This window comes from Rhizobium sp. NFR12, assembly GCF_900108545.1.
Lineage (GTDB): Bacteria > Pseudomonadota > Alphaproteobacteria > Rhizobiales > Rhizobiaceae > Neorhizobium > Neorhizobium soli.
Genome location: NZ_FNWM01000002.1, coordinates 917,302 through 941,841, shown reverse-complemented (window position 1 = coordinate 941,841; position 24,540 = coordinate 917,302). Strand labels below are relative to the sequence as shown.

Below are 24,540 nucleotides of genomic sequence, written 5' to 3'. Positions count from 1 at the left end.
TATGCCGTGCAACGACGTCGCCGAACATCACGGGCTCCCTCTTTTGAACTCGCTTTTTGCGAAACCTACTTGCATCCCGGTTAGATATACGAAAACCGTTTATGGTACATTTGCGGAATACGAGGGATGAGAAATCGGAGCGATGGACTTACCCCTGCAAGACGTGCCGTTTGGAAACATTTCCGGCTGTCAACAGAGCGAACCGCATTTTCCCAACCTCGAAATTAATCCGAAATTGTCGCCGGTGTCACACAGATGCTTCAGAGCATAGGCAAAGTCCCTGCTTTACAGGCGTCGCACTGTCGAAGCAGTCCTGATCGCGAACGCCGTCCAATTGCGTGAACTTTGCGCAGTCCGGTACTTGACGTCGTAAATCACTGAGATTCCTCAACGTTTTTTCTTCCCCGTTATCCACAGCCAAACCTACAATATCTTGTGGTTACGAAACCACTAACAACTACGGCTTGACGAATCTCCCCTGGAGGTCGACATTGCCATCAGGTTGCGGCGGCGACTGGACCGGGAGTAACGAGGCCGGTTCTTTTTCGAGTCAAAATGGGTTTCCTGCAGGTCGTGGCGGTTCTTGAGGATCGCCTGGTGACGGATTTCCATGGCCGCTCGATGGTCTGCTGAAACGGTGCTGGCGCTGGCGGAAAGAAACTGTTAATACTATATTTAGTGTTTGCAGCCACCATCCATCACAAGATACAGACATGCCATCCATGATGTTTCACTGGGTGATAAAATTTTGACCGGCTGCCCATGATGGCGAGCAGCCGGCATGAACACGTGCGCCCCATCGAGTGGCGCCTCACTGACGAGGGATTAGGCAATGCGCATCGAACGTCGTTTCACCAAGCCGGAAACGGGCGCCTACGGAGAGATTGAATTCCGCAAGGCAACCAGCGAGATCCGTAATCCGGATGGCTCGATCGTCTTCCGGCTTGCGGATATCGACGTGCCCACGCAGTTCTCGCAGGTTGCGACGGACGTTCTGGCGCAGAAGTATTTCCGCAAGGCCGGCGTGCCTGCGCGCCTGAAGAAAGTCGAAGAAAACGACGTTCCGTCGTTCCTCTGGCGTTCGGTTGCCGATGAAAAGGCGCTGCGCGATCTTCCCGAAGGCGAGCGCTACGGTTCGGAAATCGATGCGCGCCAGGTGTTTTCGCGTCTTGCCGGTACCTGGACCTACTGGGGCTGGAAGGGCGGCTATTTCACGTCGGAAGACGACGCGTCCGCGTTCATGGACGAGCTTGCCTATATGCTTGCCACCCAGCGCGTTGCGCCGAACAGCCCGCAGTGGTTCAACACCGGCCTGCACTGGGCCTATGGCATCGACGGTCCCGGCCAGGGCCATTTCTATATCGACCCGTTCACCGGCAAGCTGACCAAGTCGAAGTCGTCTTACGAGCATCCGCAGCCGCATGCCTGCTTCATCCAGTCGGTCGGCGATGACCTCGTCAACGAAGGCGGCATCATGGACCTGTGGGTTCGCGAAGCCCGCCTGTTCAAGTACGGCTCCGGCACCGGCTCCAACTTCAGCCATCTGCGCGGCGAAGGCGAAAAGCTTTCGGGCGGCGGTCGCTCCAGCGGCCTGATGAGCTTCCTCAAGATCGGTGACCGTGCAGCCGGCGCCATCAAGTCGGGCGGCACGACGCGCCGCGCAGCGAAGATGGTCGTGGTCGATATCGACCATCCGGATATCGAGGAATACATCAACTGGAAGGTCAAGGAAGAGCAGAAGGTTGCGGCCCTCGTCACCGGTTCCAAGATCGTCAGCCGTCATCTGAAGGCGATCATGAAGGCTTGCGTCAATTGCGAAGCCGATGGCGACGAGTGCTACGACCCGCTGAAGAACCCTGCCCTGAAGCGCGAGATCAAGGCCGCCAAGAAGGACCAGGTTCCGGAAAACTACGTCAAGCGCGTCATCCAGTTCGCCCGTCAGGGCTACAAGGATCTCGAGTTCAAGACCTACGACACCGACTGGGATTCGGAAGCATACCTCACTGTCTCCGGCCAGAACTCCAACAATTCCGTTTCGCTGAAGGACGACTTCCTCAAGGCGGTCGAGAATGACGGCGACTGGAACCTGACCGCCCGCAAGGACGGCAAGGTCATGAAGACGCTGAAGGCAAAGGACCTGTGGGAACAGATTTCCTATGCCGCATGGGCATCTGCCGATCCGGGCATCCACTTCAACTCGACGATGAACGACTGGCACACGTCGCCGGCCGGTGGACCGATCCGCGGCTCGAACCCGTGCTCGGAATACATGTTCCTCGACGACACGGCCTGCAACCTTGCCTCGCTGAACCTTCTTCAGTTCAAGAACCCGGCGACGAAGAACATCAACATTGCCGATTACGAGCATTCGGTCCGCCTGTGGACCGTCGTTCTCGAAGTCTCGGTCATGATGGCGCAGTTCCCGTCCAAGGAAATTGCCGAACTCTCCTACCAGTACCGCACGCTCGGCCTCGGCTATGCCAACATTGGTGGCTTCCTGATGTCGTCGGGCATTCCGTATGACTCGAAGGAAGGCCGCGCCATTGCCGGCTCGCTGACCGCGATCATGACCGGCGTTGCCTATGCGACGTCTGCCGAAATGGCCGGCGAACTCGGACCGTTCGCGAATTTCGCACCGAACCGCGAGAGCATGCTGCGGGTCATCCGCAACCATCGCCGCGCAGCTTACGGCGAAACCTCCGGCTACGAGCAGCTGTCGGTCGATCCGGTTGCGCTGATCCACTCGGAAAACCCGGACCAGGATCTCGTCGTCCATGCAAAGGCTGCCTGGGACAAGGCGCTGCAGCTGGGTGAAAAGCACGGCTATCGCAACGCGCAGACAACAGTGATTGCGCCGACAGGCACGATCGGTCTCGTGATGGACTGCGACACGACTGGCATCGAGCCCGACTTTGCGCTGGTCAAGTTCAAGAAGCTCGCCGGCGGCGGCTACTTCAAGATCATCAACGGTGCCGTTCCGGAAGCGCTTCGCAGCCTCGGCTATACCGAAAGCCAGCTTGCCGAGATCGAGGCCTATGCGGTCGGTCACGGCAACATCAACCAGGCTCCCGGCGTCAATCCCGGTTCGCTGAAGGCGAAGGGCTTCTCCGACGAGAAGATCGCTGCCATCAACGGCGCAACCAAGGCTGCCTTCGACATCAAGTTCGTGTTCAACCAGTGGACGCTCGGCACCGACTTCCTCAAGGAAACCCTGAAAGTTTCCGACGAGCAGCTCGCCGACATGAGCTTCAACCTGCTTGAGCATATCGGTTTCTCGAAGAAGGACATCGAAGCTGCCAACATCCACGTTTGCGGTGCGATGACGCTGGAAGGCGCACCGTTCCTCAAGGACGAGCATCTGCCGGTGTTCGATTGCGCCAACCCGTGCGGCAAGATCGGCAAGCGCTACCTGTCGGTTGAAAGCCACATCCGCATGATGGCGGCCGCCCAGCCGTTCATCTCCGGCGCAATCTCCAAGACGATCAACATGCCGAACGAGGCAACCGTCGAAGATTGCGGCGCGGCCTACATGCTGTCCTGGAAGCTGGCTCTGAAGGCCAACGCCCTCTACCGCGATGGTTCGAAGCTGTCGCAGCCGCTCAACGCCTCGCTGATCGACGAAGACGATGCAGAGGACGCGATCGAGGACCTGATTGCAGCACCAACTGCCGCACAGGCCGTGACGATCACCGAAAAGATAGTCGAGCGGATTGTCGAACGCGTCACCCGCGAACGGGAAAAGCTGCCAAACCGCCGCCAGGGTTACACCCAGAAGGCCAATGTCGGCGGACACAAGGTGTATCTGCGTACCGGCGAATTCGGTGACGGCCGCATCGGCGAAATCTTCATCGACATGCACAAGGAAGGCGCCGCCTTCCGTGCGATGATGAACAACTTCGCCATCGCCATCTCGCTCGGTCTCCAGTACGGCGTGCCGCTTGAAGAATATGTGGAGGCCTTCACCTTCACCAAGTTCGAGCCGGCCGGCATCGTGACTGGCAATGACGCGATCAAGAACGCCACGTCGATCCTCGACTACGTGTTCCGCGAACTGGCCGTGTCCTATCTCGGCCGTCACGATCTGGCGCATGTGGATACGTCGGACTTCTCGCAGACGGCACTTGGCAAGGGTATCGAGGAAGGCAAGACCAACCTTCTCTCCACCGGCTGGACGCGCGGCTACAAGCCGACACTCGTCTCGGGTGGTTCCGACCGGTTGGCCGGCAACGAGCCGAAGGGTTCGGCAGGGGGCTCCGCGGCAAAGGCCTCGGTCGGCAGCGGCGGCGGCAACGTCACCTCGTTTGCCGGCTCGGCTGCCCGCAAGCTCGAAACCACGCTTGCGATCTCCACATCGGAAGTCGTGTCCTTCAAGCGCGACTACGAAGAGCGGCCTCGCGAAGTGGCAGATGACATCGCCGACGAGCAGCTTGCCGACGAAGGCCAGCAGGTCGCAACCGCCCTCTTCTCCGACAAGGCTGAGGCAGACGCTGCCGCTGCCAAGGCGGAAGCCAAGAAGAAGGAAGCCGATCGCCGGATGAAGTCGATCATGCAGGGCTACACCGGCAACATGTGCACCGAGTGCCAGAACTTCACCATGGTCCGCAACGGAACATGCGAAAAGTGCGACACCTGCGGCGCAACGAGCGGCTGCAGCTGATTTGAGACGGGATTGGTGAGCGGCTAGCCCTCACCTGAGCCAAATTAGTCTAACCTGATCCCCGCACTGATGATGTTCAGTGCGGGGATTTTTCTTGCGGCCTTTTCGTCAAACACTGAATAAACGCTGTTCGTAGCTGTTCCCTCGAAACAGTCTTTCCCGTGTATGCCAAAAGCGAGGAACCGAGCTTAGAGCGCTGGCGACCCACGGCCAGCAACGGCATGACCTGCAATCCGGTTTGACGCTCGCGTGGCCCACCCCACTTCACAAAGCCGTGTCACCGCACTTCGCCTTGCGGGCATCAACCTCCCGTTAGCTTTTCGTTGACCATAATGGTCCCGTATTCGCCGGGCTGCGGTTTTCGCATCCCGCTGTCACAGTTTGCGTAAAGCGGGTTTGTCGTGTCCCAGTCTCTGTCGATTAAGTCTGTACCCGGTGCTGCACGCGCACTTGTGAACCTCGCCTCGCAAGCGGCCGGCAAGGCTGCACGGTCTGCGGGCGCTGCCGGGCTTGCGGTGGCGGCTCTGTTGGGATCGGCGTCGTTTGCCTTTGCCGAGGATCGGTCTCTCAAGCTCTATTTTACCCATACGGGCGAAAAGGCGACGATTACCTACAAGCGGGACGGCAGGCTGGATCAGAAGGGTCTTGCCCAGATGAACCGGTTCCTGCGCGACTGGCGCCGCAACGAGACGGCGCGAATGGATCCGAACCTGCTCGATCTTGTCTGGGAGATCTACGAGCGTTCCGGCACCAACAATTACATCCACGTCGTATCGGCCTATCGTTCGCCTGCCACCAACAACATGCTGCGCGGTCGCTCACGCTCCACCGGGGTTGCGCGCAAGAGCCAGCATATGCTTGGCAAGGCGATCGATCTCTACATTCCCGGCGTCAAGCTTTCGACGCTGCGGGCCATCGCTGTTCAGATACAGGGCGGCGGCGTCGGTTATTACCCGACATCCGGCTCGCCCTTCCTGCATGTGGATGTCGGCAATGTCCGAGCCTGGCCACGTCTGTCGCGGCAGGAGCTGGCGCGTATCTTCCCGAACGGCAGAACCATCCATGTTCCCGCCGACGGAAGACCGCTCCAGGGCTATAGCGTCGCGATGGCCGATCTCAAACGCCGTGGCAGCGGCAAGTCGATCGCTATTGCGCGTGCGACCATAGATATCGAGGCCGACGATGATGCTGGTGCCGGAAAACGGGTCGGCAGCGGCCTGATCACCGCGATGCTGCCAACACCACGCAGCCGCGCGCTTGCAGCACTCGACGAGCAGACGACGCCACGGCCATCGGCGCGTGCGACGGTTGCCGTGGCGCCGGTACCCGCCTTTGCCGATCTGGCATCTCTCGCAATCCCGGCCCCGGGCCTGCGTCCGGCGGCTGAAACCGCGTCATCGGCTCCTGCCGCCGTCATCGAAACCGCCTCGCTTGGTCCGGCACCGACGGCCGCATCGGCGTCCGCGCTCGGAAACAGCATGCCGATGCTGCCTCGCCCTGCACCGGGCTTCGTACCCGCCCTCGCCCTTGCTGCGCCGGCGAAAGGACTTCCAGAACCAAGACACTCGCTGGCATCGCTGCCGATCACCGGGCCGCAGATCGATCCGGAAGACGAGTTTGATGGCGAAGACGTTTTGATCTCCTGGGCGATCTCGCCCCCCGGCGCATCGACCGGAATGACCGCGCCGCTCGTCGTCGGCCGCACGCTGACGGATCTGACTGCAAAACCCAGCAACGCAGAGCCTCTGCCGCTCGGTATTGCCGAAGAGTTCGATCACAGCCGGTTCTGGTCGGACGGCTGATCGGCCACCGGTTCAGACCCATCGTTTTCATACCGATCATGAAGAGGGCCCGCGATTGCGGGCCTTTTGAGTTTATGGGATGAGCGATGGGGCAGAAGTTGTGGCTCGCAGCGTTTCCCGACGGACATCGATAGGCAAACCGTTGAGGCGGCTCAGCCCAGATCCCCAACGAAAAAAGGCCCGCGTGAGCGAGCCTTTTCCGTTCCGGGTGTGACCGGATTAATCAGAACCTGTAGTTCACGCCAGCGGTAACCGAGTGGTCATGAACGTCCTTACGGGTTTCGACGCCCTGGTAGGAGCTCTTGACGTTGTCGGTCATGACATAGTTGTACTCGACGCGGGCCGAGATGTTGCCGGTCAGCTTCTGCTCGATGCCGGCACCCAGCAGGAGGCCAGGCTTCCAGCCGTCCGGGCCGGTAACATTGTCGCCATCGCGATACTTCGTCATGGCAAGACCGGTCGTGCCGTAAAGCAGCGTCTGGTCGAGCGGAACACCAGCCTTGACCTTTGCGGCCATGCGATGACGCTCGGACAGCTTGCCGCCGCGGGCCTTCACGTCGGCATCGCCGAGATAGGAGTAATCGAGTTCGCCACCAACGATAGCGCCGCCCAGGTCGTGGTTGTAGCCGCCGTGAACGCCGAGGTTGAGGCCCTTGCCGCTGGCAAACGGGTTGATCCTCGGCGACGTTACACCGCCGTGTCCACCGACATAAGCACCTGACCAACCGGCCGGTTCGCTCGCAGGTTCGCTGTAGGCGGGCGCCTCATAGGCGCTGGTGAGATCCGCAGCCATAACGGGGCTGGCGGCAAAGGCGGCGACGAGCGCCAGGGCAAGTGTCTTCTGGGTCATTGCGTTTACTCCATACAAAGCCTGCAAGTGGCGGATGCGCAGGCGATACAACCGGCTGAAAGCCGCGGGACGATCCAGGCAACCCAGCCCAGATAGCGAGGACAATCCCGCACCGTATTGCGATTTATTTTCACGAATTCATAAACGCATCGTTAACTGCGACCGTTCGCAACGACCTTTGTGCGATATCTTCAGATCACGATATCGGGATGCCAGAAAGCCCGCAAAATCGACGTTTTTTGGGAACCTTTTCGGGGGTCGTTAAATTGGATAGATTCGACCATCACAGAGGAGAACCGCACATGCTGACGAATACCGCACGGCAGTCCGTCCCGTCGCCGGAGGAGAATGTTCTGACCGTCCAGGAAGCGCTCGAGCCGCTGTTTCTTGCGCTCGAGGAAGAGGCGGAAGTAAGGATGATTGCAGCGGCCCTCAAGGCCGGCTGGACCGCAGAAGAGGCTGTCACAGCAATCGACGAACTGCGAATGAACGAACTGCTGCCGAACAACCCCTCGCACTAGGACCGGCCGAAATTATCGGTCGCCTCGCTTCTACCGCTCCCCTACACTGCTTCCGACTTACGTCGGAATGCAGCGAGGACAGATGACGTTCAGAAGAATTTGCGTATATGGCGCGGGCGCGCTCGGAAGTGCATTTGCCGCAAAGATAGCGGCGGGATCAGGAGCCGACACGGAGCTGTCAGTTGTGGCGCGAGGCGCACAGCTTAAGGCAATCCGAGAGAACGGGTTAAACATCGTTTATGAAGACACGGGCATCGATCCGGTCCGCGTACGGGTTGCCGCGACGGATGATCCGTTCAGTCTGCCTCCACAGGATCTTATCATTACCGGTTTGAAGGGCCATCAGCTCGCAGCCGCAACAGATGGTCTAGCGGCACTGCTTGGCGAAAGCACGCGCGTCGTGATGATCCTGAACGGAATTCCCTGGTGGTATTTCCATGGGGACATGGAAAGCGGCTTTGGAGGCCGGCAAATCCCCGAGCTCGACGCAGACAGCTGTATCTGGAACGCCATCGGTCCGGAACGCGTGATCGGTTGCGTCGCGTATCAGGGTGCGGAAATCATCGAGCCCGGCAAGACCCGCCTGAACGGCAAAGGGCATTTCTTTCTCGGCGAACCCAGCGGCGAGATGTCCGACGACCTGTCGGCGATCGTGGACCTCTTCCAGCGCTGCGATCTCGATGCCAAGGCAACGCCGCGGATCAGAGACGAGATCTGGGCGAAGCTTCGTGGCAACGCCGCCTTCAATCCCATCAGCGCACTCACCCGCGCCTTGATGATCGACATGATGTCAAACCCGGATATCGCCGAAATCGTTCGGAAAATCATCAACGAGGTTCAGGCGGTCGGCACCGCCTTTGGTGCGAGGTTCAGCCAGACCGCCGATGAAATGTTTGCGAGAGCGCAAGGTTTCGGGCCAGTAAAAACCTCGATGCTCCAGGATCTACTTGCGGGCAAGGCGCTGGAGATCGTGCCGTTGACGGGCATGGTCGTGTCGCTCGGGAAACTGGCCGGCGTGCCGACGCCCGTGTGCGAAACCATCTTTGCGCTGACCGCCCAACTGGACCGCCAGCACCTCACAAACTGAATCAAATTGCTCTCGACCTGAGTCCGGAAAACGCTTCAAGTCTTTGTAGAGACGGGTTTTTACGAAACCGAAAAAAGAAAAGTCCCGCTGCGGGGAACAGCGAGACCAGGTAGATTGGAGGTCAAATATTTTGTCGTTTTTGGGCGACGCGGGGGAAACATCGCCTTGCTTTATCTGTCTTGCCAGCGGGCTGGTGGCTCAGCGCGTCGGCATCATGCTTAAATAACACCCAGGAACGCAGTAGGTTCCATAGATCTTTAACCGGGTGTCTGTAGGATTGTTGTACCCATATACTGGCATGAATGAGGCAAGCATGGCAGGTCCGAATTTTCGCTACACGCATTATGATCTCAAACCGCAGCGCGCCGGCACAATCATTGAAGTCACGCTCAATGGCGTGAACAACGTCCGCCTGATGACTGCTGCGAACTACCAGCGGTTTACGGAACAACTCGATTTCAAGTTCGTCGGCGGCGTTGCGAAGAAATCGCCGCTGCGGATCGCCGTTCCGGAGAACGGCCACTGGCATCTGGTGGTGGATATGGAAGGGCATCATGCTCTGGCCGAGTCCTCGGTGAGGCTCGTCGCGGCACCGGGTCAGGCGCAGAAACCAGGCATCGCCAGGGCTTCCTGAGGCTTAGCTGCCGCCGCGCTCCTTGCGCAGTTTTGACCACCAGTCGAGACGCTTTCTGATGTCACGCTCGAAGCCGCGCTCCGGCGGATCGTAATAGGTCTGGCGGCCCATTTTTTCGGGGAAGTAATTCTGGCCTGAAAACGCGTCGGGCTCGTCGTGATCGTAGCGATACCCGTCATTATAGCCCTCGGCTTTCATCAGCTTGGTCGGGGCATTGAGGATATGCTTGGGTGGCAGAAGCGAGCCGTTTTCCTTGGCAGCCCGGGTCGCCGCCTTGAAGGCCATATAGACCGCATTCGATTTCGGAGCGGTCGCCAGGTAGACGCAGGCCTGCGCCAGCGCCAGCTCCCCTTCAGGCGAGCCTAGATAGTCGTAGGCATCCTTGGCGGCGTTGCACACGACAAGCGCCTGCGGGTCGGCAAGGCCGATATCCTCCACGGCCATCCGGACCAGACGTCGGCCGAGATAGAGCGGGTCCTCGCCGGCATCGAACATCCGCGCGAGGTAATACAGTGCGGCATCGGGATCCGAGCCCCGCACCGACTTGTGGAGCGCGGAGATGAGATTGTAGTGGCCGTCCTGTGCCTTGTCGTAGACAGGGGCGCGGCGCTGGACGATCTCGGTGAGACCGACGGTGTCGAACACCTCACCCGTCCTTGCCGCACGCCAGATTTCCTCGGCGAGCGTCAGAACCGCACGGCCGTCTCCGTCCGCCATCCGGATCAGGCTTGCACGCGCGCCGTCATCGAGCGGCAGCGGCTTTGCCTCCACTTGCTCAGCGCGTTCCAAAAGTTCGCTGAGGCTCTCCTCGTCGTGACTGCGGAAGGTCAGAACGCGCGCGCGAGAGAGAAGAGCGGCGTTGAGTTCGAAACTCGGGTTCTCGGTGGTAGCGCCCACTAGGATCACCGTGCCGTCTTCCATGACGGGCAGGAAACTGTCCTGCTGGGCGCGGTTGAAGCGATGGATCTCGTCGACGAAGAGAAGTGTCTGGCGGCCCTGCATGCGTCTCAGGCGTGCCGATTCGAACACCTTCTTCAAATCCGCGACGCCGGAAAAGATCGCCGAAATCTGCTCAAAAGCGAGCCCCGCCTCGCCTGACAGCAACCGGGCGACGGTCGTCTTGCCGGTACCGGGCGGACCCCAGAAGATCATCGATCCAAGTGAGCCAGAATCGATCATGCGACGAAGCACACCATCGTCGCCCGTCAGATGAGCCTGACCCGTCACCTCCGAAAGCGTCTTCGGCCGCAACCGGTCGGCAAGCGGCCGCCGGCTGGCGACCTCTTCTGGGACTTTCGGTGCAAACAGGTCGTCGCTCATCAGCCCTTACCGTTCATCGGAAGAACTGCCGGATACGCTGGCCCTTGCGTTCGATCTCGACCCGCCAGAACCCCGGATCGGTGCGGAGCATCTTTTCCATGACAGTCGTCGAAGCGACCGCCTCGCCGTTCAGCGAGACGACGATGTCCTGTGGCTGGAAGCCAAGACGACCGGCAGGCGAGCCGCGCGAGACGTCGGTGACGACGACCCCGCTCTTGTCCGTTGGCATGCGCAGTTCCGTGGCGAGTTTCGGTGACAGGTTTGCAATCCGAAGACCGGCGAAGGGATTGCGGCCTTCCAGCACCCGCTCGTCGCGCGGCGTGCTTTCCGGCGCGGAATTGAGCGCAAGCTGGAGGTCGCGCATGCCGTCGGGCGTCTGGACGCTCAATTTCGCTCCCTTGCCGAGGCCCGCCGTCGTCAGTCGGTAGCCGAGCGCATCGGGATGTTCGACTGGAATGCCATTGACGGCCGTGACAACCTCGCCGGGCTTCAATCCTGCCTTGTCGGCCGGACCGCCTTCGACGACACGCGAGACCAGAGCGCCGCGGGCAGCCTTCAAGCCAAGCGCTTCGGCGACGTCAGAGGTCACGGCATCGAAGGTCGCGCCGACATAGGGACGGTCGAAGACCGACTTGCCTTCGGAGGCAGCCGCCAGGAAGACCTTGACAAGATTTGCCGGAATGGCGAAGCCGATTCCGTTCGATCCGCCGCCGCGCGAGAAGATCGCGGTGTTGATGCCGATCAGTTCGCCATTCATGTTCATCAGCGCGCCGCCGGAGTTACCGGGATTGATCGACGCGTCGGTCTGGATGAAGAAGCCGAAATCACCCGAAGACACCTGGTTGCGGGCAAGCGCCGACACGATGCCGCTGGTGACTGTCTGGCCGACACCAAACGGATTGCCGATCGCGAGCACCAGATCACCGACCTCTGTGCGGTCCGAATCGGCCAGCGGCAGGACCGGGAAATTTTCCTTTGCCTTAATCCGCAACACGGCCAGATCGACGCTCTCGTCCTTCAGGACGAGTTCGCAGGGAAACTCCCGGCCGTCCGCCAAGGCGATCTTGATATCATCAGCGCCTTCGATGACGTGATTGTTGGTAACGACAAGACCGTCGCCGGAGAGAATGACACCGGAACCGAGCGAAGACTGCTTTTCCGAACGGTTCGGCATGCGCTGGCCGAAGAACTGCTCGAAGAAGGGGTCGCCGGAAAACAGGTTCGGGCGCTGCACGACGCGCTCGGCATAGACGTTGACGACGGCACCGGAGGTTTGCTTGACCAGCGGCGAGAACGAAAGCTGCATTTCCTGCCGGCTTTGCGGCACCGTCTTCTGGTCCTGCGCATAGGCGCCAGCGGGGGCCAATGCCGCGAGCAGGACGACGCTGAGCAAGAGCTGCCTGAGATGCCGTTCGAACGGTCGCTTGAGCGTGCTGGACATGTGATTCCTCTTACAAATTGCTGGATGACGTTGTAGCGCCGCAGGCGGCAAAAGAAAGGTGCCGAGAACCCGATGACGCGTCCTTGCGACCGCGTATATGGGTATCTGGCACAGGCAGGGAAAGACGGTACCCGACAAAGCCCGCGGGCGGGTGTTGCTGCTTCCAGCTGATCCGCAAAAAGCATCGGCTTTTCAGCACGATCCTAGCCTCTATCATCCTTGCTATCTCGCGCATGTGCATCATGTTTGTCCTTGGGAGTTTACGATGCCGTTTGGGATCGGCTCCAGAGACTGCACACAGGAGCGTTCCAGCATGAAAACCATATTCGCGGCCACCGGCGTGGCTGCACTTGTCCTGAGCGCCGGCCTTTCCCTTGCACCTCGCCCGGCAGCGGCGGCGAGCTTCGATTGCGAGAAGACCGATCTGGTCGCCGAAGAGAAGGTGATCTGCGACACACGCACGCTGAACGATGCCGATGTGAAGATGGTCACCACATTCGACATCCTGACCAGCCTGCTCGCCATGGGCAATCGCGACCAGCTGCGCCAGGAACAAAGCGACTGGTTGAAGAAGCGTCGGGCTTGCGAGGCAGACGTCCAATGCCTGACGACGGCCTATGCGGAGCGGATGAAGCAGTTGCAGGAAGCGTTTAGCGGACTGAGCAAAGAGCCGCTTTAGTCCTTAAGCGACGTTCATTGGAAACGATCAAAGACAATGGCCTCGGTATTGTGCACCGAGGCCTTTGAAGTTTTGAGATCTCTGTCTGCGGGGTTGGTTCGACCCGAGACTTACTCAGGCAGAATCCGGACCGCGCCCTTGTCAGCACTCGACGCAAATGCCGCATAGGCTTTGAGGGCCGTCGTGACGTTGCGCTTGCGGGGCGCTGACGGCTTCCAGCCGAGTGCATCCTGCTCGTGGCGACGCGCCGAGAGTTCAGCATCCGACACCGCCAGATGGATGGTCCGGTTCGGAATATCGATCTCGATCATGTCACCCTGACGGACCAGTCCGATCGCGCCGCCCTGGGCTGCTTCCGGGGAAGCGTGACCGATCGACAGGCCGGATGTGCCGCCGGAGAATCGGCCGTCGGTGATCAGCGCGCAGGCCTTGCCGAGGCCCTTCGACTTCAGATAGCTGGTCGGATAGAGCATTTCCTGCATGCCCGGTCCGCCCTTTGGACCTTCGTAGCGGATAACAACGACATCGCCGGCCTTGACCTCGTTGCTGAGGATCGCCTTGACGGACGCATCCTGGCTTTCGAAGACGACAGCGGGACCGCTGAACTTGAGGATCGACTCATCGACGCCCGCGGTCTTCACGATGCAGCCGTCGGCCGCGATGTTGCCGTAGAGAACCGCCAGGCCGCCATCCTTGGAGAAGGGATTTTCAACAGAGCGGATGATGCCCGTGTCGCTATCCGTATCGAGCTCGTCCCAACGCGAGGACTGGCTGAACGCGACCTGAGTCGGAACGCCGCCGGGTGCTGCCTTGAAGAAATCGCGGACGCTCTCGGAATTGGTGCGGGTGATGTCCCAGCGGTCGATCGCATCGCCGAGCGTTGCTTCGTGAACCGTGTAGCAGTCCCGGTTGATCAGACCGCCGCGTTCGAGTTCGCCCAGGATACGCATGATGCCGCCGGCGCGGTGAACGTCTTCCATGTGGACATCGCTCTTGGCCGGCGCGACCTTGGACAGGCACGGCACCTTGCGCGACAGCTTGTCGATATCCTCCATGCCGAAATCGACGCCGCCCTCATAGGCAGCCGCCAGGATGTGGAGAACCGTATTGGTCGAGCCGCCCATCGCGATATCGAGCGACATGGCGTTTGCGAACGCCTCCTTGGTGGCGATATTGCGCGGCAGGACCCGTTCGTCATCCTGCTCGTAGTAGCGGCGTGCGATATCGACGATCAGGTGACCGGCTTCGACGAACAGGCGACGGCGGTCCGAATGGGTGGCGAGCGTCGAGCCATTACCGGGCAGCGACAGGCCGAGCGCTTCGGTCAAGCAGTTCATCGAGTTTGCGGTGAACATGCCGGAGCACGAGCCGCAGGTCGGACAGGCCGCCTTTTCGATCGCGGTCACGTCCTCGTCCGACATCTTGTCGTCGGCGGCTGCAACCATGGCATCGACGAGGTCGAGCGCAACGGTCTTGCCGTGCAGGACGACCTTGCCGGCCTCCATCGGGCCACCGGAGACGAAGACGGCCGGGATGTTCAGGCGCATGGCAGCATTCAGCATGCCGGGCGTGATCTTGTCGCAGTTGGAGATGCAGACCATGGCGTCGGCGCAGTGGGCGTTGACCATGTACTCGACCGAATCGGCGATGATCTCGCGCGATGGCAGCGAGTACAGCATGCCGTCGTGGCCCATGGCGATGCCGTCATCGACGGCGATCGTGTTGAACTCCTTGGCGACGCCGCCGGCGGCTTCGATTTCGCGGGCAACCAGCTGGCCGAGATCCTTGAGGTGGACGTGGCCCGGCACGAACTGCGTGAAGGAATTGACCACCGCGATGATCGGCTTGCCGAAATCGCCGTCCTTCATGCCGGTGGCGCGCCAGAGGCCGCGCGCGCCAGCCATGTTGCGGCCGTGGGTCGTGGTTCTTGAACGATAGACAGGCATGGTGTTTCCTCGATCGCGTTCAGCCATTGCTATTTACCGCGTTGGATGACGCGGCGCAAAGGACCTTGTTTTCTCCGTCCTACTGCAGGCTAAAGCCAGTGTCACTACCAATGGGGCGAAAAACAGTACGGTACGGTACGGTTCTCACCAGCGCACTAGAAATCGGCCAGGCGATGTAGGCGCGGTCGGAGTTTCATAGCGGTTCTGCTCCGGCGTGGCGCTTGGGGAGCGAGGCAACGTCACCGTCCCTCACCCTCTCCTCGTGTCCGCTATCGCTTCGCGCGGAGCTCGTCCGCCGTCACACCGAAATGGTCGAGAACGATGTTGAGGTTGCGGCGGTGCGACTTGAAGAAGACGTCGAACAGATCACCGGCCAGCGGCACGCTGCCGACGACAGAATCGACCGCAAGGTTGCCGATCATCTTTGCAAGCTTGTCGTTCGGCACACCCATGCGGCGGGCCTCGTTGACGATATAGAGGCCAATCAATGCGCCCCCGGCATCGCCCACGAGCGGAACAAGGCCCATGATGGAATCGGCACCAAACCGAAACCGGGTGCCGGGAATACCGATCGCCGTATCCATCATACGGGCGACGCCGTGGATACGCCGCAAACGCCGCAGTCGATCGATCCGGCCCGCATCGGTTTCCGTGAAGCGTTCGCTGGCAGCATCCCAGGTTTTCGTCGCCATACTCACTATCCTTGATTAATGTCAAAGCTGAAATGAGCATGCGATTTCCCGGTTCAAGGCTTAGCGTATGTTTCAACGCTAATTCTTTCACGCAAACGTGGTTTAATGCCTTTCCTCCGCCTCTGTGAAACCAAACCTGTCGGCGGTACGTATAAGCACAGGATAGGCTTTTGCCTGAAGGAGATCCGCCATGCCCGCATTTCGCCCACCCCACATTTCGCCGACTGAGATCACGCCGCGCGACATCTATCTGTCGCGCCGGAATTTCGTGGGCACCGTCGCCGCGGGCGCCGGCCTTTCAGTCCTTGGAGGCTCAAGCGCATTCGCTGCTTCTCTCAGCGCATCGCCCGGCCCCTACAAGCTGGACGAAAAGCTGACGCCTAAAGAAGCCGTCACCACCTACAACAATTTCTACGAGTTCGGCGTCGGCAAGGAAGATCCCTCGCAGAATTCCGGTGCGTTCAAACCGACACCCTGGACCGTCAAGGTCGAGGGCATGGTGGGCAAGCCGAAGGAATTCGGTCTCGACGAGATCCTCAAGATGAAGCTCGAGGAGCGGACATACCGCATGCGCTGTGTCGAGGGATGGTCGATGGTGATCCCGTGGATCGGTTTCCCCCTGGCGGCGATCCTCGACCAGGTCGAGCCGCTTGGCAGCGCGAAATACGTGGCGTTCGAGACGGTCGTGCGTCCCGAGGAAATGCCCGGCCAAGGCGGTCTCTTCCAGGCTCTACCCTGGCCTTATGTCGAAGGCCTGCGCCTTGACGAAGCGCGCCATCCGCTGACCATTCTCGCTGTCGGTCTCTACGGCGAAACGCTGCCCAACCAGAACGGTGCGCCGATCCGGCTCGTGGTGCCGTGGAAGTATGGGTTCAAGGGGATCAAGTCGATCGTCAAGATCAAGCTGGTCGAAGAGCAGCCACAGACCACCTGGAAGAATTCGAACGCCCGGGAATACGGTTTCTATTCCAACGTCAATCCGGCCGTCGACCATCCGCGCTGGAGTCAGGCGACCGAACAGCGGATCGGCGAAGGCGGCTTCTTCGGAACCAAGCGCGTCGATACCCTGCCCTTCAACGGCTATGCGAACGAAGTGGCGAGCCTCTATACCGGCATGGACCTGAAAGCGAACTACTGACCATGCTCTCGATCCCAGCCCTGCCCCGCCGATACCATGCCGCCAGCATCTGGGCACTTTACGTCGTGGGGCTTTGTCCCGCGGCGTGGTACTTCTATCAGGCCGCGACGGGCGGGCTGGGTTTCAATCCGGTCAAGACGTTCGAGCACCTGATCGGCATCTGGGCGTTGCGTTTCATCATCCTGACGCTCGCCGTCACGCCCCTTCGCGATATTCTCGGGATCAACTGGATCCGCTATCGCCGTGCGCTAGGGCTGCTCGCCTTCTATTACGTCGTGTTCCATTTCAGCGTCTATCTTCTGCTCGATCTGCAGCTGAACTTCGGCGCTGTTGGCAGCGATATCGTGCGGCGCCCCTATATCACAATCGGCTTTGCCTGCCTGCTGCTGCTGATCCCGCTTGCGGTGACATCCAACAACTGGTCGATCCGCAAGCTCGGACAGACCTGGGTGAAAATGCACAAGCTGATCTATCTCGTGGCACTGGGCGGCGCGCTCCACTATGTGCTCGCGGTGAAGTCGGTGACGCTCGTTCCGTTTATCCATATCGCAGCGATCGGGCTGCTGCTCGCCTACCGGCCGCTGAGGAAGCCGTTCCTCAACTGGAAGCGCGGCAAGACCCGTCCGGCACGTCCCGCCACCACGACATAGTGGGCGGCGTCAACGTATGGCAGGTATCGCGCAGGCCTCACCGCCGCCGAATAGTCGTGACCGGGTGAGGAAGCGCTTTTCACGCCCATTGTCGAGCGAGAACATGCCGCCCCTACCGGGCACGACATCGATAATCAGCTGTGTGTGCTTCCAGGCCTCGAACTGGCTCCCGCTGATATAGACCGGCACGCCGCCGATTTCGCCCAGCTTCACGTCGTGGTCGGCAAGCATGAAATCGCCCTTCGGATAGCACATGGGTGACGATCCGTCGCAGCAGCCGCCTGATTGGTGGAACAGGATGTCCGGGTGGTCCGCCTGGATCTCGGCAATGAAGTTCAGCGCGGAATCCGTGGCCGTGACGCGCGGTTCGCCGTTGATTGTCGCATCCATCATGTCATTCCTGTTCGCATCGAGACATTGAAAAGGCTCCCGACCCTGCAGCCGGGAGCCCATGCTTGGGTTGAGATCGATCAGAAGAACCCGAGCTTCTTCGGGCTGTAGCTCACCAGCATGTTCTTGGTCTGCTGGTAGTGGTCGAGCATCATCTTGTGGTTTTCGCGACCAATCCCGGACTGTTTGTACCCGCCGAATGCCGCATGCGCGGGATAGGCGTGATAGCAATTTGTCCAGACGCGGCCGGCCTGGATCTCCCGGCCGAAGCGGTAGGCGCGGTTGCCGTCGCGCGTCCACACGCCGGCGCCGAGCCCGTACAGCGTATCGTTGGCGATCTCGAGCGCCTCTTTTTCATCCTTGAAGGTCGTCACCGACACTACCGGTCCGAAGATCTCCTCCTGGAAGATCCGCATCTTGTTGTGGCCCTTGAAGATCGTCGGCTTGATGTAGTAGCCGTTCGCCAACTCGCCGCCGAGATCGTTCTTGACGCCGCCGGTCAGGACTTCCGCGCCCTCCTGCTTGCCGATGTCGAGATAGGACAGAATCTTTTCCATCTGCTCCGAGGATGCCTGCGCGCCAATCATGGTCGAGCTATCGAGCGGGTTGCCCTGCGTGATGGCTTCGACGCGTTTGACCGCCCGCTCCATGAAACGATCGTAAACCGATTCCTGGATCAGTGCGCGGCTGGGGCATGTGCAGACTTCGCCCTGGTTCAGCGCGAACATCGCAAAGCCTTCCAGCGCCTTGTCGAGGAAATCGTCGTCTTCACTCATCACATCGGCGAAGAAGATGTTCGGCGACTTGCCGCCAAGTTCGAGCGTGACAGGGATAAGGTTTTGGCTGGCATATTGCATGATCAGCCGGCCTGTCGTGGTCTCTCCTGTAAAGGCGATCTTGGCAATCCGGTTGCTGGTCGCAAGAGGTTTTCCGGCTTCGAGGCCGAAACCATTGACGATATTCAGCACGCCGGGTGGCAGGAGGTCACCGACGAGTTCCGCCCAGACCAGAAGCGAGGCCGGCGTCTGCTCGGCCGGTTTGATGACGACGCAGTTGCCGGCGGCAAGCGCCGGTGCAAGCTTCCAGGCGGCCATCAGAATCGGGAAATTCCACGGAATGATCTGGCCGACGACGCCAAGCGGTTCGTGGAAGTGATAGGCGACCGTATCGTGGTCGATTTCACTGATCGAACCTTCCTGGGCACGGATGCAGGATGCGAAATAGCGGAAGTGATCGATGGCGAGCGGGATGTCGGCGGCCATTGTCTCGCGGATCGGCTTGCCGTTGTCCCAGGTTTCGGCCTGCGCCAGAACTTCCAGCTTGTCTTCCATCCGCTGGGCGATCTTCATCAGGATGTTCGAGCGGTCAGCCGGCGCCATGCGGCCCCATTTTTCCTTGGCGGCGTGGGCAGCGTCGAGCGCCGCATTGACATCCTTTTCGTCAGACCGCGGGATCTCGCAGATCTTGCCGCCGGTGATCGGCGTGACGTTGTCGAAATACTTGCCGCTGATCGGTTCTTTCCACTCACCGCCGATATAGTTGCCGTATTTGAGCTTGAACGGTGACTCAACGATTTTCTGGTGCAGCATGTCATCCTCCCATGATGAACAGGTTCAAAGCGAACCCGATGGAACAGAATCTGCGCTTCTGGCGTGGTGAAAACAGGCCTCACCCGCGATACCGCGATGCACTCTGTCGCAAGTCTGCGACAAAACTCCCCGTCATTGAATGCCAAATCGCTTCATCTTGCGATGCAGGGTGGAACGGCTGACGCCGAGCACCTGGGCTGCCAGCGAGACGTTGCCGTGGACACGAGACAACGCCCGAAGAAGCGCCGAGCGCTCGGCATCGCACAGCAGTTCTCGCGCATCCCGGCTCGATTCGTGAAGCAGATCGGAGGCCGGGATCCCTTCCGCAATCCGATCGTCGTCCAGACGCAGCGCCGATCGCGCAGCCCGCGTGGCACCGATCACAAGGTCGTCGCGATCTACAGCCAGGAGCGCCATTGGAGATCCCGTCTCACTCGGCACCATCACGAAGCGGGCACCTTGAAACGCGTTTCGGAACAGGTTCAGCTCGATCCGGGATGCCGCCTCACGCACCGTCTGCGACAGGATGGCGATCGTGCCTTCGTTTGCGTCACTTCGGCACGTCGAGACATCGAGCGCGCCGGCCAGAACTCCACGGTGATCACGAATGGGCGCAGTCGTGCAGCTCAGATCGATATTGGATGCAAAGAAGTGCTGGTCGCGGATGATCGATATCGGCCGGTCGTCGGCGATTGCGGTGCCGATCCCGTTGGTGCCGATACTCTCCTCGGTCCAGACCGAGCCGGTCCAAAGGCCGAGCACACGAAAATCCTTGTCGTCGCCCGCTGCGCCGCGACGGTCAAGCGCGATACCTTTGCTGTCGGTCATCAGGATGCAGCAGCCGGCGCGACCGACGACCATGAACAGCCGGTCGAGCTCGTCCCTCGCCTGCCCGATAAGACGCTCCGACTGTTTTCGGGCGACGTCCAGTTCCTGCTCTGTCACCCGCTCCGGCATCCGCCGGTCCTCTGGCGCCAAGTGATGCATGGTCATGCAGCGGCGCCAGGACGCGACTACAGCCGAACTCGCGACAGGGGAATTGGCCGACGCGTAGACTTGGTCGGCATGGGAAACAGGGTCATGCATCGGGCTCCTCCCACCAAATGCGTCACGGCTCGATTGTCGCTAAAAAAACCAGATGTGGCAACAGCGATATAGGGAGCTTCAGTCATTCGGCGGGCCGGTCAGCCTGCCATCCCCCGGACTTGACAGTCACAGCCCCCACAGGCTTCAGTCCGCGCAGTGGAGATGTTTTGATGACACCAGAATCGACTGCGGACGGCGGACGACTATCCTTGCTGGATGTCTATCTTTGCAACCAGCGGCCGTTTGGAGAAATCCACGGTATCACGCGTTTCGTCATCGAGTTTCTCTACTTCGGCATCAAAGAAGCGCGGGCCTGCCTGTTCGCCGGCCTGTTTTTTGTGTCGATCTTCATCGTTCCGCGAACGGGCGTGTTCGGCATTCCGCGCTACGACGTTCTGCTGATCATCGCGCTCGCCATCCAGTCCCTGATGATCTGGAGCAAGCTGGAAACCTGGGATGAGGCGAAAGCGATCGGTCTTTTCCACGTGGTTGGCTTTGCGCTCGAAGTGTTCAAGACCTCCGGCAGCATCCAGTCATGGTCATACCCTGACTTCGCCTATACGAAAGTGCTGGGCGTACCGCTGTTTTCCGGCTTCATGTATGCCGCCGTGGGGAGCTACATCATCCAGGCCTGGCGGCTTTTCGATCTGCGGATCCACCACCATCCCAGCTACTGGATGGCTGGCCTGATCGCGATTGCGATCTACGCGAATTTCTTCACCCACCATTTCATCGGCGACTATCGCTGGTATATCGCTGCCTGCGCGCTCGGCCTTTACGCCCGCACCACCGTCACCTACCGGCCCTACGATCGCGACAGACGGATGCCGCTTCTGGTCGCCTTCGTGCTGATCGGCTTCTTCATCTGGCTGGCGGAGAACATCTCGACCTTTTTCGGGATCTGGCAATATCCGAACCAGATCGGGGCGTGGTCGGTCGTGCATCTTGGCAAATGGAGTTCGTGGTCCCTGCTGGTGGTGATGACATTCACGATCGTTGCCAATCTCAAGCACATCAAGCGGCAGATCCACGTCCCCGTCTGAGCCTCCACGCCTCGACAGTTGCGGCGATGCTAATACCAACGGCGTAAGCTGCGATATTCCACAGGGAAAACACGCGTCCGAGCAACAGTTTGCCGGCCGTCGTCAGTCGAAACGCATCCAACTCGGGCGTGTGATAGAGCCTTGAGAATTCGACGATCAGGGCGATGAGGAATGCCGCAAAGGCAAGCCTGCCGATATTCACCGGTCCAGTCAGGGTGGCCGATGCAAGAAACACCATCGCGCCCCAGAGAACCGACCCATCTTATTTCACGACAAAGAAGGAAAGACCGAGATCGTAACCGATGCGGCGCAGCAGAAGCCCCGCGGAGATCACAAGCAGCGTGGCGAGGCAGCGCTGAACGCCTATGGATCGTGGTGCAGTCATGCTCGAGCCCGCCCCCTCATTACCCAAAAGAAAAGGCCGGGCGTTTCCACCCGGCCTTTTCGAAAAGTGCGATCCTGGGATCGAATTATGCGGCTTCGGCAGTTTCTGCTTCAGCAGCAACGCGAGCCTTGTCGGCTGCGCCCTTGGCATCGACGTCGCGTTCGACGAATTCGATGACCGCCATCGGAGCGTTGTCGCCCTGACGATAGCCGGCCTTCATGATGCGCAGGTAGCCGCCGTTGCGGGTTGCGTAACGCGAAGCGATGGCATCGAACAGCTTGCGAACAGCGTCCTGATCCTGGATCTGCGAGATCGCCTGACGACGAGCGTGCAGGTCGCCGCGCTTGCCGAGGGTGACGAGCTTTTCGACGATCGGGCGAATTTCCTTCGCCTTCGGCAGGGTTGTTACAATCTGCTCATGGGTGATGAGCGAAGCCGCCATGTTGGCAAACATGGCCTTGCGGTGGCTTGCGGTGCGGTTGAGCTTACGGCCCGAATTTCCGTGACGCATGGTGTGTCTCCTTCACTTGCAGGCATTCGCCTGCAGTCTGATCCTGTTAGTATTGGTCTTCGTAACGCTTGGCGAGATCTTCAATGTTTTCCGGCGGCCATGCAGGAACTTCCATACCAAGATGGAGGCCCATGGATGCCAGAACTTCCTTGATCTCGTTCAGCGACTTGCGACCGAAATTCGGAGTGCGGAGCATCTCGGCTTCGGTCTTCTGGATGAGGTCGCCGATATAGACGATGTTGTCGTTCTTCAGGCAGTTGGCCGAACGGACGGAAAGTTCCAGTTCGTCGACTTTCTTGAGGAGTGCCGGGTTGAACGCGAGTTCAGTGACGGCTTCCTCTTCTGCTTCCTTCTGCGGCTCGTCGAAGTTGACGAAGACCGACAGCTGGTCCTGAAGGATACGAGCGGCGAAGGCTACGGCGTCTTCACCCGAGACCGAACCATCGGTTTCGATGGTCATGGTCAGCTTGTCATAGTCGAGAACCTGGCCTTCACGGGTGTTTTCCACCTTGTAGGACACTTTCTTGACCGGGGAATACAGGCTGTCGACCGGGATGAGACCGATCGGAGCGTCTTCCGCACGGTTACGATCGGCAGGAACGTAGCCCTTGCCGTTGTTGACCGTGAATTCCATACGGATCTCAGCACCCTCGTCGAGCGTGCAGATCACGTGGTCGGGGTTGAGGATCTCGATATCGCCAACCGTCTGGATGTCTCCAGCGGTAACCGAACCCGGACCCTGCTTGCGCACGACCATGCGCTTGGAATCGTCACCATCCATCTTGATGGCGATTTCCTTGATGTTCAGCACGATGTCCGTCACATCTTCCCGAACGCCGGGGATGGAGGAGAATTCGTGCAGAACGCCGTCAATCTGCACTGCGGTAACAGCAGCACCGCGCAGCGACGACAGAAGTACGCGACGAAGCGCGTTGCCGAGCGTCAGGCCGAAGCCGCGCTCGAGAGGCTCAGCAACAAGCGTTGCCTTTGTACGGCCGGAAGAGGAAAACTCCACCTTGTTCGGCTTAATCAGTTCCTGCCAGTTCTTCTGGATCATGACCTACTACCTTCCGTTCGTTACCACCATCCAATCGTGGTAACCGAGCACGAGGAACACCGGAAATACCCTTCCGGCTATACGGTGAAAGCCGCCTCGACTCTTTCAGGAGACGGAGCGGCTATTACCGGGTTCAGATGAAGATCGCTGCGAAGCGACCTCCAAAAACGTCCATTAGACGCGGCGCTTCTTGCGCGGGCGGCAACCGTTGTGCGGGATCGGGGTCACGTCGCGGATCGAGGTGATCATGAAGCCGGCAGCCTGCAGAGCGCGCAGAGCCGATTCGCGACCGGAACCCGGACCGCAGACTTCGACTTCGAGCGACTTCATGCCGTGCTCCTGAGCCTTCTTGGCGCAGTCTTCGGCAGCGATCTGAGCTGCGAACGGGGTCGACTTGCGCGAACCCTTAAAGCCCTTGGCACCAGCAGACGACCAGGCAATTGCATTGCCCTGTGCGTCGGTGATGGTGATCATCGTGTTGTTGAACGTCGAGTTGACGTGGGCAACGCCCGACGTAATATTTTTGCGTTCGCGGCGGCGTACGCGTGTGGCTTCCTTGGCCATGGTATTCCTTTCGTTGATCTCTGCACCGCCGTAATGCCAGCGGCTCCACCTCAGATCAGACAGTCACGAAAAAGCGGACAGGAGCCCTGCCCGCTTTGCGACTATCGATCCAAAATTACTTCTTCTTACCAGCAATCGCCTTTGCCGGACCCTTGCGGGTGCGGGCATTGGTGTGCGTGCGCTGACCGCGGACCGGAAGGCCACGACGGTGACGCAGGCCGCGGTAGCAGCCGAGGTCCATGAGGCGCTTGATGTTCATCGCGGTTTCGCGACGAAGATCACCTTCGACGCGATAATCGCGGTCGATGGTTTCGCGGATCTGCAGGACTTCAGAGTCGGTCAGCTGATGGACGCGCTTTTCAGCGGCAAGACCAACCTTCTCCATAATTTCCTGTGCGAATTTCGGGCCGATCCCGTGAATGTAGGTCAGCGCGATGACAACGCGCTTCGCAGTCGGGATGTTGACGCCAGCGATACGTGCCACGTCTATTCTCCTTG

22 protein-coding genes and 1 pseudogene are annotated in these 24,540 nt (G+C 59.9%); 9 read left to right on the top strand and 14 right to left on the bottom strand.

The annotated features are described in order from the left end of the window. The first annotated feature begins 832 nt into the window (after positions 1-832). Together BLW69_RS11870 and BLW69_RS11865 are read left to right on the top strand one after the other, a co-directional pair. Positions 833-4,657, top strand: coding sequence for a vitamin B12-dependent ribonucleotide reductase (locus BLW69_RS11870; protein WP_092662058.1), 3,825 nt, complete (start codon positions 833-835; stop codon positions 4,655-4,657). Positions 4,658-5,058: 401 nt separating this feature from the next. Further along, a complete protein-coding gene (locus BLW69_RS11865) occupies positions 5,059-6,459 on the top strand; it encodes a peptidoglycan L,D-endopeptidase MepK (protein WP_244474035.1) in 1,401 nt (466 codons plus the stop codon). Positions 6,460-6,682: 223 nt separating this feature from the next. Here the strand turns inward: BLW69_RS11865 and BLW69_RS11860 are convergent, their stop codons facing one another. Further along, positions 6,683-7,309, bottom strand: a complete 627-nt coding sequence (locus tag BLW69_RS11860; protein WP_062457663.1) for an outer membrane protein — start codon at positions 7,307-7,309, stop codon at positions 6,683-6,685. A 302-nt stretch (positions 7,310-7,611) separates the two neighbouring features. Here BLW69_RS11860 and BLW69_RS11855 point away from each other — a divergent pair, with 302 nt between their 5' ends. The 3 genes from BLW69_RS11855 to BLW69_RS11845 all read left to right on the top strand — a co-directional run bounded on the left by BLW69_RS11855 (position 7,612) and on the right by BLW69_RS11845 (position 9,551). After that, positions 7,612-7,830 (top strand): hypothetical protein, encoded by a 219-nt coding sequence (locus tag BLW69_RS11855; RefSeq protein WP_062457666.1) that lies wholly within the window; start codon positions 7,612-7,614, stop codon positions 7,828-7,830. Between the two features lie 82 nt (positions 7,831-7,912). Then, complete coding sequence (locus BLW69_RS11850) at positions 7,913-8,917, top strand: ketopantoate reductase family protein (RefSeq protein ID WP_092662056.1); 1,005 nt, start codon at positions 7,913-7,915, stop codon at positions 8,915-8,917. A 313-nt stretch (positions 8,918-9,230) separates the two neighbouring features. Next, complete coding sequence (locus BLW69_RS11845; RefSeq protein ID WP_062457672.1) at positions 9,231-9,551, top strand: DUF1883 domain-containing protein; 321 nt, start codon at positions 9,231-9,233, stop codon at positions 9,549-9,551. Positions 9,552-9,554: 3 nt separating this feature from the next. On the opposite strand, the gene BLW69_RS11840 is transcribed toward BLW69_RS11845, so the two are convergent. Both BLW69_RS11840 and BLW69_RS11835 read right to left on the bottom strand, forming a co-directional pair. Then, positions 9,555-10,871, bottom strand: a complete 1,317-nt coding sequence (locus BLW69_RS11840) for a replication-associated recombination protein A (protein ID WP_062580286.1) — start codon at positions 10,869-10,871, stop codon at positions 9,555-9,557. A gap of 13 nt (positions 10,872-10,884) precedes the next feature. Then, a complete protein-coding gene (locus BLW69_RS11835) occupies positions 10,885-12,312 on the bottom strand; it encodes a DegQ family serine endoprotease (RefSeq protein WP_092662054.1) in 1,428 nt (475 codons plus the stop codon). Between the two features lie 313 nt (positions 12,313-12,625). Here BLW69_RS11835 and BLW69_RS11830 point away from each other — a divergent pair, with 313 nt between their 5' ends. Next, on the top strand, positions 12,626-12,991 hold the full coding sequence (locus BLW69_RS11830) for a lysozyme inhibitor LprI family protein (protein WP_092662052.1): 366 nt from the start codon (positions 12,626-12,628) through the stop codon (positions 12,989-12,991). Between the two features lie 110 nt (positions 12,992-13,101). Here the strand turns inward: BLW69_RS11830 and ilvD are convergent, their stop codons facing one another. Both ilvD and BLW69_RS11820 read right to left on the bottom strand, forming a co-directional pair. After that, on the bottom strand, positions 13,102-14,937 hold the full coding sequence (gene ilvD / locus BLW69_RS11825) for a dihydroxy-acid dehydratase (protein WP_092662050.1): 1,836 nt from the start codon (positions 14,935-14,937) through the stop codon (positions 13,102-13,104). A gap of 269 nt (positions 14,938-15,206) precedes the next feature. Continuing rightward, on the bottom strand, positions 15,207-15,629 hold the full coding sequence (locus tag BLW69_RS11820) for a DUF4112 domain-containing protein (RefSeq protein ID WP_092662047.1): 423 nt from the start codon (positions 15,627-15,629) through the stop codon (positions 15,207-15,209). Positions 15,630-15,819: 190 nt separating this feature from the next. Between BLW69_RS11820 and msrP the strand changes: the two genes are divergently transcribed. Together msrP and msrQ are read left to right on the top strand one after the other, a co-directional pair. Next, entirely contained in the window at positions 15,820-16,767 is a 948-nt protein-coding gene (msrP, locus tag BLW69_RS11815; RefSeq protein WP_092662045.1) for a protein-methionine-sulfoxide reductase catalytic subunit MsrP, read from the top strand. A gap of 2 nt (positions 16,768-16,769) precedes the next feature. Beyond that, positions 16,770-17,417, top strand: a complete 648-nt coding sequence (gene msrQ / locus BLW69_RS11810) for a protein-methionine-sulfoxide reductase heme-binding subunit MsrQ (RefSeq protein ID WP_062457694.1) — start codon at positions 16,770-16,772, stop codon at positions 17,415-17,417. Between the two features lie 9 nt (positions 17,418-17,426). Here msrQ and BLW69_RS11805 read toward each other — a convergent pair whose 3' ends face one another. The 3 genes from BLW69_RS11805 to BLW69_RS11795 all read right to left on the bottom strand — a co-directional run bounded on the left by BLW69_RS11805 (position 17,427) and on the right by BLW69_RS11795 (position 20,482). Continuing rightward, positions 17,427-17,807 carry a DUF779 domain-containing protein gene (locus BLW69_RS11805; protein ID WP_062457697.1) on the bottom strand — a complete coding sequence of 127 codons (381 nt, stop codon included), beginning with the start codon at positions 17,805-17,807 and terminating at the stop codon, positions 17,427-17,429. Positions 17,808-17,887: 80 nt separating this feature from the next. Beyond that, a complete protein-coding gene (gene adh, locus BLW69_RS11800) occupies positions 17,888-19,396 on the bottom strand; it encodes an aldehyde dehydrogenase (protein ID WP_092662043.1) in 1,509 nt (502 codons plus the stop codon). Between the two features lie 132 nt (positions 19,397-19,528). Beyond that, complete coding sequence (locus BLW69_RS11795) at positions 19,529-20,482, bottom strand: helix-turn-helix domain-containing protein (protein ID WP_092662041.1); 954 nt, start codon at positions 20,480-20,482, stop codon at positions 19,529-19,531. A gap of 170 nt (positions 20,483-20,652) precedes the next feature. Here BLW69_RS11795 and BLW69_RS11790 point away from each other — a divergent pair, with 170 nt between their 5' ends. Next, positions 20,653-21,525 carry a DUF817 domain-containing protein gene (locus BLW69_RS11790; protein ID WP_092662039.1) on the top strand — a complete coding sequence of 291 codons (873 nt, stop codon included), beginning with the start codon at positions 20,653-20,655 and terminating at the stop codon, positions 21,523-21,525. On the opposite strand, the pseudogene BLW69_RS11785 reads toward BLW69_RS11790, so the two are convergent. From BLW69_RS11785 to rpsM, 6 genes and pseudogenes are all read right to left on the bottom strand, one after another. Next, a pseudogene (locus BLW69_RS11785) lies at positions 21,497-21,772 on the bottom strand (DUF2809 domain-containing protein); the annotation flags it as partial. The gene BLW69_RS11790 and the pseudogene BLW69_RS11785 sit on opposite strands and share 29 nt — an antisense overlap. Before the next feature lie 15 nt (positions 21,773-21,787). Further along, positions 21,788-21,910: a hypothetical protein gene (locus tag BLW69_RS23195; RefSeq protein WP_348271846.1), complete on the bottom strand. Its 123-nt coding sequence runs from the start codon at positions 21,908-21,910 to the stop codon at positions 21,788-21,790. Positions 21,911-21,995: 85 nt separating this feature from the next. Then, entirely contained in the window at positions 21,996-22,421 is a 426-nt protein-coding gene (gene rplQ / locus BLW69_RS11780) for a 50S ribosomal protein L17 (RefSeq protein ID WP_062457711.1), read from the bottom strand. 46 nt (positions 22,422-22,467) lie between these two features. Then, complete coding sequence (locus tag BLW69_RS11775) at positions 22,468-23,478, bottom strand: DNA-directed RNA polymerase subunit alpha (protein WP_062457714.1); 1,011 nt, start codon at positions 23,476-23,478, stop codon at positions 22,468-22,470. Between the two features lie 174 nt (positions 23,479-23,652). Beyond that, complete coding sequence (gene rpsK, locus BLW69_RS11770) at positions 23,653-24,042, bottom strand: 30S ribosomal protein S11 (protein WP_007766864.1); 390 nt, start codon at positions 24,040-24,042, stop codon at positions 23,653-23,655. A 115-nt stretch (positions 24,043-24,157) separates the two neighbouring features. After that, the gene (gene rpsM, locus BLW69_RS11765; RefSeq protein WP_062457717.1) at positions 24,158-24,526 is read right to left on the bottom strand and encodes a 30S ribosomal protein S13; all 369 of its coding nucleotides are present in this window, start codon (positions 24,524-24,526) and stop codon (positions 24,158-24,160) included. Between the last annotated feature and the right edge of the window lie 14 nt (positions 24,527-24,540).